Here is a 12738-nt window from a genome sequence, read left to right as displayed (position 1 = left end):
GCCTGGGTCGCCCGCAGTCATCTGACTGCGGGTTGGAGACTTCTGTGCCTTGCTTTACCCCTGGAGAGAGGGTTTCGTCATGAACATTTCCAGATTTTTCATCGACCGCCCGGTGTTTGCCGGCGTGCTGTCGGTGCTGATCGTGGTGGCCGGCCTGCTTGGCATGCGCGCGCTGCCAATTTCCGAATATCCCGAGGTCGTGCCGCCGTCCGTGGTGGTGCGCGCCACCTATCCCGGCGCCAACCCGACGGTTATCGCCGAAACGGTGGCGACACCGCTTGAGGAACAGATCAACGGCGTCGAGGACATGCTCTACATGTCCAGCCAGGCGACATCCGATGGCGTGCTGACGCTGACCGTGACCTTCAAGCTGGGCACCGACCCGGACAAGGCACAGCAGTTGGTACAGAACCGCGTGTCGCAGGCTGAGCCGCGTCTTCCAACGGAAGTGCGCTCGCTCGGCATCACCACGATCAAGGCCTCACCGGACTTCATCATGGTGGTCAATCTCGTGTCGGCCACCGACCGTTATGACCTCACCTATCTGCGCAACTATGCGACCTTGAACATCAAGGACCGCCTTGCCCGTATCGAAGGTGTCGGCCAGGTGCAGGTTTTTGGCTCCGGTGACTATTCGATGCGCATCTGGATCGATCCGCAGAAAGCCGCCGAGCATTCGCTGGCCGCCAGCGACATCACCAATGCCGTGCGTGGCCAGAACGTGCAGGCCGCAGCCGGCATAATCGGTGCCTCCCCGAGCCTGCCGGGCGTCGATCTGCAGCTGAACGTCAACGCACAGGGCCGCCTGCAGACGCCGGAAGAATTCGGCAATATCATCGTCAAGACCGGCGAAAACGGCGAAATCACCCGCCTGCGCGATGTCGCCCGTATCGAACTCGGCGCCTCCGATTATACGCTGCGTTCGCTGCTCGATGGCCAACCGGCCGTCGCTATTCCCGTGCTTCAGGCACCGGGCTCCAACTCGATCGAAATCGCCGACACGGTTCGCGCCACCATGGACGAACTTCAGAAGGCGATGCCGGAAGGCGTGAAATACGAAATCGTCTACGACACGACCGAATTCGTGCGCTCGTCGATCGAAAAGGTCATCGACACGCTCTTGGAAGCCGTGGCGCTGGTCGTTCTCGTCGTCATCATCTTCCTGCAGACATGGCGCGCCTCGATCATCCCGCTGATCGCCGTCCCGGTCTCGGTCATCGGTACCTTTGCCGTCATGTACATGTTCGGTTTTTCCGTCAACGCGCTCACTCTGTTCGGCCTTGTCCTTGCGATCGGTATCGTCGTCGATGATGCGATCGTGGTGGTGGAAAACGTCGAACGAAACATCGAGAACGGATATAGCCCACGCGAAGCAACCTATCGCGCCATGAAGGAAGTGTCCGGCCCGATCATCGCGATCGCGCTGGTTCTCGTCGCCGTCTTCGTGCCGCTTGCCTTCATTTCCGGCCTGTCCGGCCAGTTCTACCGGCAGTTCGCACTGACGATCGCCATCTCGACCGTGATCTCGGCGATCAACTCGCTGACGCTCTCGCCGGCATTGGCAGCCCTGCTCCTCAAGGGTCATCACGCTCCCAAGGATCGCTTGACGCGTGGCATGGATTTCCTGTTCGGCTGGTTCTTCCGTGGCTTTAACCGCGTGTTCGGCAAGGCCTCGAACGGTTATGGCCGCACCGTCGGCGGGCTTCTGTCGCGCAAGAGCCTTGTCATGGTCATCTATGTGGCGCTGGTCGGCCTCACCTACAGCATGTTTAATGCCGTACCGGGTGGTTTCGTGCCGAGCCAGGACAAGCAGTATCTGGTCGGTTTCGCACAGCTACCGGACGGCGCAACGCTTGATCGCACCGAAGACGTGATCAAGCAGATGAGCGACATCGCTCTGAAGCAGCCGGGCGTAAAACACGCAATCGCTTTCCCCGGCCTCAACATCAACGGCTTTACCAATGGTTCCAATTCCGGCGTGGTGTTTGCCGTGCTGGACGATTTTGAAAACCGCAAGACGCCTGAGCTTTCCGGTGACGGCATCGCCATGGCGCTGAACGGGCAATATGCCGGTATCAAGGATGCGTTCATCGCCATCTTCTCGCCGCCGCCGGTCAACGGTCTCGGCACCACGGGCGGCTTCAAGCTGCAGATCGAGGACCGCTCCGGTTACGGCTACCAGACGCTGGACGAAGCGACCAAGGCGGTCATCGCCAAGGCTTACCAGACACCTGAACTCACCGGCATCTTCTCCAGCTACCAGATCAACGTGCCGCAGCTTTACGCCGATCTTGATCGCGCCAAGGCCGAACAGCTGGGCGTGTCTGTGACGGATGTTTTTGAGACGCTGCAGATCTATCTCGGCTCGCTTTATGTAAACGACTTCAACGCATTCGGTCGCACCTACAGCGTCCGCGTTCAGGCCGATGCCAAATTCCGCGCCAAGGCGGATGACATCGGCAACCTGAAGGTTCGCTCGCAATCGGGCCAGATGATCCCGCTTTCGGCGCTTCTCAAGGTGGATGAAACGGCAGGCCCGGAACGCACCACGCGTTACAACGGCTTCCTTGCCGCCGACATCAATGGCGCACCGGCACCGGGCTTCTCCTCCGGTCAGGCACAGGCCGCGATGGAAAAGATCCTTGCCGAAACTCTGCCCTCCGGCGTGGACTATGAGTGGACGGACCTGACCTACCAGCAGATCCTTGCCGGCAATTCGAGCATCATCGTTTTCCCGCTGGCGCTGCTTCTGGTCTACCTCGTGCTGGCCGCCCAGTATGAAAGCCTGACGCTGCCGCTTGCCATCATCATGATCGTACCGATGGGTGTGCTGGCCGCCTTGACCGGCGTGTGGCTGACCGGTGGCGACAACAACATCTTCACCCAGATCGGGTTGGTGGTGCTGGTGGGGCTATCGGCGAAAAACGCGATCCTGATCGTGGAATTCGCTCGCGAACTGGAGTTTGAAGGACGAACGCCGTGGCAGGCCGCGGTCGAAGCAAGCCGTCTGCGTCTTCGTCCGATCCTGATGACCTCCATGGCCTTCATCATGGGTGTCGTGCCGCTGGTCATCTCCACCGGTGCGGGCGCGGAAATGCGTGCGGCAATGGGTGTCGCAGTATTCTCCGGCATGATCGGGGTGACATTCTTCGGCATCTTCATGACACCGGTCTTCTACATGTTGGCCCGTGCAGTGACCGGTAACCGGCCGCTCATCCAGCACAAGGACGAGCCTGCAGGCCAACATCCTTCGGAGGCAGCTCCCGCCCTCTCTCCGGCGGAATAACAGGCTGCTTCCCGGTCGGGGTCACGTCCTTGTCTGCCGCATGGACGTGAAGCCAGCCCCGATCTGCCGCACGGGTCTTCCACCGCAGACCCGTGCGGCATCGTTTTATTTCCAGCTCTTGAAGTCGCTGGCCGTGCAGCCGTAAGGCGCGTTCTGATCGCCGAAACGCTTCTGCAACTGGTCGCAGCCCCACTCGTTCATCGGAGCCGGCAGCATGTTGTTGATCTCCATGCCGGCCTGCATGAACTGCGTGTAACCGGCGGTTACATACCAGTACCAATACCCCAGCACCAAACCGGCAATCACGAGGATGATCGCCAGGAAACCGATGATGACACGCAGGAAGCGCCCCTTTTTCGGCGGTTCCCGCAAGGACGGTTGTTCATCTGCAACGGTCTCGCGCGCTGTCGCGATCGAGGCAAGTGCTGCAGCCCGCTCCTCGTCCGTCATCTTGATGCGTTCAAGCCCGGCATCGAGCAGGACCGGATAGGCGGTGTTGCCGTGACGCACCGCAAGCCCGACGGGCGAACCATCGAACTCGCCGATGATGATCGGCTCCTGCCCCTTGGCGAAACGGCTATAGGCCGTGCGCTTGGTCTTGTCGTCGGCGATCTTGTCCGCATAGGTCACCAACAACCGTCCGAAACTTTCCTTGTAGGTCGCGATTTCAACCGGCACCGGCGTCAACAATGCCGGCGTCGTCAGCCGGCTGCGCGCATAGGAGGTGCGAACGCCGAGAACGATGGAAATCAGGCAGATGATGGCAAACACACCGAACAGCACGCCGAAGGAGATGAAACGGTTTTCGAGCTTGTCCAGCCCGAGGCTGAGTGTCGCCAGTTCCGGATTGTCTGCCGAGATGACGATATCGGTTTCATAATTGCCGGAATGGGCATCCACGAAAAAGATGTGGGTGTCGCTCTCATAGCTCTTGCCCTGATAGGTATAGGCAACGCGGGCATCGCAATCGGTGAAGACGCCCTTGCGGACCTTGCATTCGCCATCTACCAGCCGACCATCTTCCATGACCAGCGGGTTCTGGCTGATCTGATAGTCGCGCCACAGATTGGGCGCCTGCCAGTAGAACAGCAGCCCCGTCAGCAGAAAAACGATGGGCAGGGATATCGCATAGCCGCGCGGCAGCGAAAGCGAGGATTGTTTCAGCGCCAGCGGACGGCTTGGCAGCGAAATTTCGGGAAAGGTCATGATGCCTCTCAACTGCGTCTGGCGCAGTTCATGAATGCGGGCAATATGAAAATTGCCAATGAGGGGAAGAGGATACCGAACAGAAAATGTCGGCAACCCGGTTGGGAATGGCAGAATAGCCAGCGCCGAAATAGCGCACTGGCCGAAATCGACAACCCATAGATTAGCAGATGCGGTTTTTACCCTTTGCCGCCTTCACGCGCATCGATCATCGCCGTCAGCGTCGACAGGCGATCGGCGTCGCGCGGCAGCTTGTCCTGCCGCAGCCTCGCGATACGCGGAAATCGCATGGCGACGCCGGACTTGTGACGGGTTGAGCGGTTGATGCCTTCGAACGCCACTTCCAGTACAAAACCGAAATCCGGTTGCGCCTTCACGGCTCGCACCGGCCCGAAACGATCCACGGTATTGTCGCGCACGAACTTGTCGAGCACTTCCAGCTCGGCATCGGTAAAACCGAAATAGGCCTTGCCGACCGGCACCAGCTGCTCGCCATCCGGCCCATCGGCCCAGACGCCGAAGGTGAAATCGGAGTAATAGCTCGATCGCTTGCCATGACCGCGTTGCGCATACAGCATGACGGCATCGATGTTGAACGGATCGCGCTTCCACTTGAACCAAGGCCCCTTAAGGCGGCCGGCCTGATAGACACTATCCTTTTTCTTGATCATCACCCCTTCGATAACCGGATCGGGCGGATCACGCCGCAGCGCCTCAAGCTCATCCCAGGTCCTGAACGGCACCAGATCGGAAAGGTCGAACCGATCATGCGGGGCGCGGGTGATGATGTCCGCGAGACGCCCACGGCGCTCGAGAAAAGTCTGCGCTCGAATGTCGGCATCACCTTCGAACAGCAGATCATAGGCGCGCACGAAAGCCGGATAATCATCCAGCATTTTTGCTGTGACCGTCTTGCGGTTGAGGCGCTGTTGCAGGTCGGAAAACGTGCGCGTCGGATTGTTGGAGCGCGCTGTGCCGCCGACCAGCAATTCTCCGTCGATAACGCCATCAAAATTGATGGCATCGACGATATCGGGAAAGGCACCGGTGATGTCATCGCCGGAACGGGAATAGAGTTTTTTCGTGCCGCCGTAGCTCGACATCTGCACACGAATACCGTCCCATTTCCATTCGGCGGCATAATCGGCAGGATCGAGCTTCTGGAGGTCGCCATCCTCAACCGGATTGGCGAGCATGACCGAATGGAAGATGGCGGGCGTAGCCAAAACAGGTTTATCCGCCTTGCCCTCCAGCCAGGCGAACAGCGGTTCGTAAGGTGGCGCCAGACCGTGCCAGAGCGTTTCGATCTCCGTCACATCCTTGCCTGACATATCCGACAATGCCTGCTTGGCAAGCCGGGCCGACACGCCGATGCGCAAGCCCCCGGTCGCCAGTTTCAGGAAGGCGAAGCGCGCGGATGGATCCAGATGATCGAGCAAGTCGCGCACCGCGGAACGCACTTCTGTGCGGCCGAGCGCATTCATGCGGGTGACGACTTCGCTGAGACTCGGTTGTTTTGTGTCGTCCACACGCTCCTTGGAGCCGCCATCCCAGACCAGCGCAATGGTTTCGGCAAGGTCGCCGACATAATCATAGGAATATCGGAACAGAACCTCGTCCATGCGCTCCATGACGAGTTCACGCAGCATGGCGGGTTTGACACTTTTGAGATCGAGCGTGCCGGCAATGGCGGCAAGACCATAACCACGGTCCGGATCCGGTACCGTGCGAAAATAATCGGCAAGCAGTTTCAGCTTGCCATTGCGGGATGGGGTGAGGACGAGGCGATCGAGAAGGGTGGCGAAGGCTTTCATCAATCCCCCTCATCTTCATAGCCGACCAGATGCAACGGCTTGGCCGGAATGCCCTGCAGCTCGCACCAGCGCACCAGCGCCTCCTCGCGCCCATGCGTCACCCAGACTTCGGATGGTGCAATTTCCTTGATCGTCTCCAGCAGTTCCGGCCAGTCGCAATGGTCGGAAATCACCAACGGCAGTTCGACGCCGCCCTGTTTGGCGCGTTGCCGCACCATCATCCAGCCCGAGGCAAAGGAGATCAGCGGTTCGTTGAACCGCCGGGCCCAGCGATCCTGAAAGGCCGAAGGCGGGCCGACGACGATGGCGCCCTTGAACAGATCCGGCGTGCTCTTGTCGATCGTCGCCGGGCGCAGGTCGCCAAGCTCGATACCTTGGCCGACATAATAATCGCAGAGCTTTGCCAGCGCGCCATGGATATAGATCGGTTCTTCCCAGCCGCAATCGCGGATCAACCGGATAACCCGCTGCGCCTTGCCGAGCGAATAGGCGCCGACCAGATGCGTGCGGTCGGGAAACTGTTCGATAGAACGAAGCAGCTTGGCGATCTCGCCACGCGGTTCGGGATGATGGAAGACCGGCAGGCCAAAGGTCGCTTCGGTGATGAAGACATCGCATTTTACCGGCTCAAACGAAGCGCAGGTGGGATCGGTGCCGCGCTTGTAATCGCCTGACGCGACGATACGCAGACCGTCTTTTTCAACGGCGATCTGGGCCGATCCCAACACATGCCCAGCCGGGTGGAAGCTGACCGTAACACCACCGACATCAAGAATTTCGCCGAACTCCGCCGCCTGCTCGCTTTCGCAACAATCCTCGCCGTAACGAATGCGCATGATGTCCAGCGTCTGGCGCGTCGCCAGCACATGGCGATGGCCGGCGCGCGCATGGTCGGAATGGCCGTGGGTGATCAGTGCCCGCTCAACAGGACGCACCGGATCGATGTAAAAACCGCCGACGGGGCAAAAAAGTCCGGCGGGCGTGGGATGAAGCAGGGCCTCGGGTTTCATCCTATCGAGATAGGGCGACCCCGAGGCTTTGGCGAGGTTTTGCCAAGTGCGGTTCAGCCGCGAAACGGCAGACGCACATTCTTCATCGCGATGGCAGCGATCAGGCCGAGCGCCGCGATGCCCGATGCGGTCAGGAACATGTTGGTGAAGGCACCGGCATAGATTGCCGCAACGGCAGCACGCGAGGCCTCCGGCAGCGCCGCCATCAGCTTTGGCGTTAGCGAATGGATATCGGCAACACCAGGGATAGCCACCTGCGCGCCCCTGAGACCGGCGGCGATGATGGCGCCATAGATGGAAATGGCGATGGCCGCCCCGCCCATGCGCATAAGCGTCACCGTGCCGGTTGCCGTGCCGATATCGCCTCTCGGCACAGAATTCTGCACGGCGATGACCGGGGCCTGCTGGCCGAAACCCACTGCCAGCCCCTGAAACAGCATGACAAGCAAGATGACATAAAGTGACGTGCCGGCATGCAGTTGCGAAAAGATGCCAAGCGAGACGCAATTGAGCGACAGGCCGAGCACGAGGAAAGGCTTGTAACGTCCCGTCATGGCAATCAGCCGACCGGCGGAAATGGAGCCAATCACGAGGCCAACCGTGACCGCGATGAAGAAGGACCCGGCAACGGTTGGCGAAAGTCCCGTCGTCGTTTGCAAAAACAGTGCGAAATAATTGACCATGCCGATTGCGACAGAACCACTGGTCGCGGAAATGATCAGCGACAGGGTGAAGGTCGAATCCTTGAACAGCCGCAGGGGCACGATCGGCTCTGCGGCGCGCTTTTCCACCGCCACCCAAAGGCCGATGCAGATAGCACACAAGGCCACAACGATCAGGCTTTCGACGGAAATAATCGATCCAAACAGCTCGCCGCTATCGGCAAACAGGACAAAACACGAAATGGCGGCGGCCAGAAGCATTGCGCCGAGGTAATCGATCTTCGGCTGCCGCTCCGGCCGCTTGTAGGGCAGAAGAATAACGAGGCCGGTCAGCACAACGATGCCGATCGGCAGGTTGATGAGAAAGATCGAACGCCAGCCAAAAAGATCGCTCATCGTGCCTCCGAGCAGCGGCCCGACACTGCCGGACGCCATGATGACGAGGCTGGTATAGCTCTGGTATTTCGCCCGTTCGCGCGGCTCGAACAGGTCGGCATTGACGGAGAAGATCGAGACCAGAATGCCGCCGCCGCCAAGTCCCTGAAAGATACGCGCCGCGATCAGCGATTCCATCGACCAGGCCAGACCGCAGATAAGCGAGCCGATGGTGAACAGCGTGATCGCCGCGATCATCACGTATTTGCGGCCAAAAAGATCTCCAAGCTTGCCGTAAACCGGCATAACGGCACTGCTCGCCAAAAGATAGGACGAGCCGATCCAGCCGAAACGCTCCAGTTGGCCGAACTCGCCGACGATTGTGGGAAGTGCGGTCGAGACGATCTGGTTGTCCAGCGTCGCCATGAACATGGAAAACATCAGGAAAAAGAAGAGAAGCAGGCGCCGACGGGGGTCGGCCACCAGCGACTGAAACGCCGGCTGTGACATGTCCATGGGGGAACTTTCGCTAGAGCTGACGAATTTATGTGCCTTTAGCATATAATAGTCAACAGCACATTTTTGCGATATGCATTTACTTGTTCAATGTCACGTTCAGATTTGCTACAAAGCCTGCATGACAAAGACCACGCCGCCCCAAAAGCCTCTATCGCCGCAGCCCGTTGAGCAACCGGTACACGACGATGTCATCATCGACATCGGCCAGACGCTGACGCGCATGCGTTTTCTGACCGGTCGGCGCATTGTCGGCCGTATTGCCATTGCCAATGTGGCGCCGGGCTTGGAACTGACGGACCTGGACGTGCTCGATGTCAGCCGACGGATCGCGCAGGCGGGAGAAGAAGTCACGGTTGGGGCGATCGCCGATGCCATGCGTATCGATCCGTCGCGCGGCAGCCGACTGGTTGCGGATCTGGTAACGCGCGGAATATTGCGGCGCGACGCGTCACAGGAAGATGGTCGCCGCTCACTGATTGCGCCGACGGAACTCGGCAACACTTTGCTGAGCGAAATCCGCAGCGTCAAACACGGCCTTATCGAAAAGATGACCGGCGACTGGAGCGAGCAGGACCGGCAGGATTTCGCCCGCCTGTTTGCCCGTTTCGTGGATGGATTTGAGGATATTTATCAGTCCACCGACAAGGCCGGGGAACCGGCTGGCCTGCCGCCTCATCCTTGAAAAATCAGATACCGGAACCGTCCGCAAGCACCGGCTGGGTAACACTCAACCTGTCGCGACCGAGTTGTTTGGCGTCGTACATGGCGCGATCGGCGCTGGCGAGCAGGCTCTCCGCACTATCCCCGTCCTGGGGATAGAAGGCCGCCCCCATGCTGCAGCTTGGCCTGACTGTCTTACCCTCGATCAAGATGGGAGACGACAGTGCCATGCGCACTTCGTGCAGCCGGCGCATCACGTTCGGTTCGTCCGGGAACGATTTGGGAAAGACGATAGCGAATTCGTCGCCGCCAAGTCGGACCAGAAGATCGCCGGAACGTACGCAGGCGGCCATTCGACCGGCCAGAACCTTCAGCACCTCGTCTCCGGCGGCATGCCCATGGCAATCATTGATCTGCTTGAAATTGTCGAGGTCGATATAGGCGACGGTGACCTTGTGGCTTTCTCGTTTTGCTTCCAGCAGAACACGATTGAACTGAGTCCAGAACAGCGCCCGGTTCGGCAAACCGGTGAGCGCGTCGTGATGGGCCATGTGTCGAATGCGTTCCTCGCTGCGCGTACGCTCGATGGCAATGCCCGCAATGTCGGTGGCGACCGACATCAGTTCCAGCTCCAGCTGGCTCGGCTCGCGCACACTGCGGGCATAAAGTGCCACAGTTCCCAAGACCGCCCCGTCGGGCGCCATGATCGGCATGGACCAGCAGGCGCGAAAACCGAAGACAAGGGCCAGATCGCCGAATGAATGCCAGAGCGGATCGTTTTCAATATCGCTGACGACGACGCGCGACCGACGCCAGGCGGCGGTTCCGCAAGAGCCGGTGCGAGGCCCGATTTCGATACCATCGATCAATTTGACATAGGTTTCGGGGAGACTTGGTGCAGCGCCATGCCGCAGGCGGTCCGTACCCTCTTCCAGCAAAAGCACCGAAGCGCAAACCTCGCTGAGTTGCCGCTCCACAAGATTGGTCAAGGCCTCAAGAACCTTGGGCAGCGGCTGGCCCCGTGCGATCATTTCGAGAAGAACGGCATGGCCGTGCCGCATCTCTTCCTGCCGTTTACGTCCAGTGATATCGCGTGACAAGCCAAGGAGGCCGATCACCTGGCCGCCGTCATTGAACAAACGCGTCTTGGTTGTCTGCAACCATATCGGATCGCGATCGAGCGACTCAATGAATTCCTCGCGCTCGACGATCGCCTTGCCCGACGACATCAGCTGCTGTTCGAGCATGAAAATCTCTTCGGCCTTTTCCAGCCGGATGTGGTCAAAAACAGTGGTTCCGGTCATGTCCGAAGCGGAATTGAAACCACCGGCTGCCGCAACGGCTGCATTCACATAGACGTAGCGGCTATGACGGTCCTTGATATAGAAATATTCGGGAAAATCATCGAGAATGCTGGCGGCGTCCATCGCCCGCCTCAGGAGTTCTCTTTGATCGTCATCCAGTTCAACGGAGGTGGAGATTCGGAGCAGTTGATAACGGAGTTCATCCAGCGCATCGAGATGGTCCTCCGAGACGACCTCCCGCAACATGGCACTGCTCATCCATGCTTCTCCTTTTGACAATCATCGTCGGGAGCCCCACCGCCCACGTGAGAATGATGGTCGACAATTCCTTACCCTTAATTAAGAAGATCAGAACATTTCGAAACTTTTGCGAGCTATTCAACTGAATATCTGCCTATCCGTGTGTCGCTTTGATACGAAAAATTGCTCTAAGAGAGATGGCGGCAAATCATGAACCCAAATTTAGTAATATCTCGCCGCGCAGCGCTCACGACCACCTTGGCGACCGCAGGCGTCATGCTCTCCGGGCGAATCAGCATGGGCGCCGCGCAACCTCTCGTTGGCGCAGCAGATTTGCGTGGCGGCATCGATGCCGGTTCACAGGGATTGAGACCCGACGCCGCAAGTGAACAGAGCCGAAAGCTTGCCTCGATCATCGCCAAGGCGTCACGCGACAACCAGCCTGTCTTCTTGCCGCCCGGCACATATGTTCTTTCCAACATGGACCTGCCGGACGGAACGCGGCTCCATGGCGTAAGCGGTGCAACGAAGATCATTTACGGCGGTGGCGGCCATCTGTTCCGCAGCGAGGGCGCCCGACGCGTCGAGCTCGCCAACCTCGTGTTGGACGGAGCCGGGGGCGGATTGGGCGAACACGTCTCCGCACTCGTTCACATGCGCAGCGTCGGCGAGATCATCATCAACAATTGCGAGATCATCGGCTCAGCCAAAACCGGCATCCAGCTGGAACGTTGTGGCGGACGTATCGATCACTGCCGGATCACTGATGCCGCCGATTATGCCGTACTGGCCATCGAAAGCACCGGCCTCGCCATCACCAGCAACACGGTGGCGGATTGCGGCAATGGCGGCATCCTTGTACACCGCCGGACGAAGGGAGCGGACGGCACGCTTGTCAGCGGCAACCGGATCACCGGCACGCGCGCCGGCAATGGCGGAACCGGGCAATACGGCAATGCCATAAACATTTACCGCGCAGACAATGTGCAGGTGATTGGCAACCATGTTTCGGCTTCGGCCTTTTCCGCCATACGCTCGAATGCCGGATCGAACGTGCAGATCGCCAACAACCAGTGTCTCGCCTCGGGCGAAACCGCAATCTATTCCGAATTCGGCTTCGAGGGTGCGATGGTCAGCGGCAACTTGGTGAATGGCGCTGCCAACGGCATTTCCATCGTCAATTTCAACGAGGGTGGCCGGTTGGCGACGGTGAGCGGCAATGTCGTGCGGAATCTTTCGCTCACCGCCCCTTACGAACAGTCCGACACCTTTTTCGGGCTCGGCATCAGTGTCGAGGCAGATACGGCCGTCACCGGCAATGTCATTGAAAACGCCCCGCGTTTTGGCTTACTGCTCGGCTGGGGCCCTTATCTGCGCAATGTCGTGGTCAACGGTAACGTTGTGCGAGAAGCCAAGACCGGTTGCGCCGTTTCGGTGGCGGACGGTGCCGGCAGCGCCGTCATAACAAACAATCTGTTCGAGCGCGTACCGGGCGGCGGCATTATCGGGTACCGCTGGCATGATGTCGCCAGTTCCGAACTGTCGGCCGATGCTTCCGGTTATCCGCAGCACACAGTGATCGGCAACCGAGTGATTTAAGCATCGTGATGGCGAAACCATCGAAACAATTCATGGTTCGCGCACGCCGATTGGTCTTCCCCT

8 protein-coding genes are annotated in these 12738 nt (G+C 59.3%); 3 read left to right on the top strand and 5 right to left on the bottom strand.

Translation table 11 applies throughout. From position 1 onward, the window contains the following. Positions 1–79: 79 nt before the first annotated feature. The gene (locus tag GAO09_RS13210; RefSeq protein ID WP_153354469.1) at positions 80–3286 is read left to right on the top strand and encodes an efflux RND transporter permease subunit; all 3207 of its coding nucleotides are present in this window, start codon (positions 80–82) and stop codon (positions 3284–3286) included. Between the two features lie 105 nt (positions 3287–3391). Here the strand turns inward: GAO09_RS13210 and GAO09_RS13205 are convergent, their stop codons facing one another. The 4 genes from GAO09_RS13205 to GAO09_RS13190 form a co-directional block, all read right to left on the bottom strand. Further along, positions 3392–4492: a hypothetical protein gene (locus tag GAO09_RS13205; protein WP_153354468.1), complete on the bottom strand. Its 1101-nt coding sequence runs from the start codon at positions 4490–4492 to the stop codon at positions 3392–3394. Between the two features lie 179 nt (positions 4493–4671). After that, entirely contained in the window at positions 4672–6306 is a 1635-nt protein-coding gene (locus GAO09_RS13200; RefSeq protein ID WP_153354467.1) for a cisplatin damage response ATP-dependent DNA ligase, read from the bottom strand. Further along, positions 6306–7316 carry a ligase-associated DNA damage response exonuclease gene (locus GAO09_RS13195; protein ID WP_209018708.1) on the bottom strand — a complete coding sequence of 337 codons (1011 nt, stop codon included), beginning with the start codon at positions 7314–7316 and terminating at the stop codon, positions 6306–6308. The genes GAO09_RS13200 and GAO09_RS13195 overlap by 1 nt, the downstream gene beginning before the upstream one ends. 53 nt (positions 7317–7369) lie before the next feature. Continuing rightward, positions 7370–8869, bottom strand: a complete 1500-nt coding sequence (locus tag GAO09_RS13190) for an MDR family MFS transporter (RefSeq protein WP_209018707.1) — start codon at positions 8867–8869, stop codon at positions 7370–7372. A gap of 121 nt (positions 8870–8990) precedes the next feature. Between GAO09_RS13190 and GAO09_RS13185 the strand changes: the two genes are divergently transcribed. Further along, a complete protein-coding gene (locus GAO09_RS13185) occupies positions 8991–9554 on the top strand; it encodes a MarR family winged helix-turn-helix transcriptional regulator (RefSeq protein ID WP_153354466.1) in 564 nt (187 codons plus the stop codon). 4 nt (positions 9555–9558) lie between these two features. On the opposite strand, the gene GAO09_RS13180 is transcribed toward GAO09_RS13185, so the two are convergent. Beyond that, positions 9559–11094, bottom strand: coding sequence for a diguanylate cyclase domain-containing protein (locus GAO09_RS13180; RefSeq protein WP_153354465.1), 1536 nt, complete (start codon positions 11092–11094; stop codon positions 9559–9561). A gap of 192 nt (positions 11095–11286) precedes the next feature. On the opposite strand from GAO09_RS13180, the gene GAO09_RS13175 reads away from it, so the two are divergent. Then, positions 11287–12675 (top strand): TIGR03808 family TAT-translocated repetitive protein, encoded by a 1389-nt coding sequence (locus GAO09_RS13175; protein ID WP_153354464.1) that lies wholly within the window; start codon positions 11287–11289, stop codon positions 12673–12675. Positions 12676–12738 lie beyond the last annotated feature (63 nt).

It is taken from the genome of Endobacterium cereale (assembly GCF_009617585.1).
Classification (GTDB): Bacteria; Pseudomonadota; Alphaproteobacteria; order Rhizobiales; family Rhizobiaceae; genus Neorhizobium; species Neorhizobium cereale.
The sequence above is the reverse complement of the archived record's forward strand: the minus strand, read 5'-3'. Positions and strand labels throughout refer to the sequence as shown.

Coding starts and splice junctions, on each gene's coding strand:
- GAO09_RS13175 (WP_153354464.1), top strand. CDS start 11,287: ATGAACCCAAATTTAGTAATATCTCGCCGCGCAGCGCTCACGACCACC.
- GAO09_RS13195 (WP_209018708.1), bottom strand. CDS start 7,316: ATGAAACCCGAGGCCCTGCTTCATCCCACGCCCGCCGGACTTTTTTGC.
- GAO09_RS13190 (WP_209018707.1), bottom strand. CDS start 8,869: ATGGACATGTCACAGCCGGCGTTTCAGTCGCTGGTGGCCGACCCCCGT.
- GAO09_RS13180 (WP_153354465.1), bottom strand. CDS start 11,094: ATGAGCAGTGCCATGTTGCGGGAGGTCGTCTCGGAGGACCATCTCGAT.
- GAO09_RS13210 (WP_153354469.1), top strand. CDS start 80: ATGAACATTTCCAGATTTTTCATCGACCGCCCGGTGTTTGCCGGCGTG.
- GAO09_RS13200 (WP_153354467.1), bottom strand. CDS start 6,306: ATGAAAGCCTTCGCCACCCTTCTCGATCGCCTCGTCCTCACCCCATCC.
- GAO09_RS13205 (WP_153354468.1), bottom strand. CDS start 4,492: ATGACCTTTCCCGAAATTTCGCTGCCAAGCCGTCCGCTGGCGCTGAAA.
- GAO09_RS13185 (WP_153354466.1), top strand. CDS start 8,991: ATGACAAAGACCACGCCGCCCCAAAAGCCTCTATCGCCGCAGCCCGTT.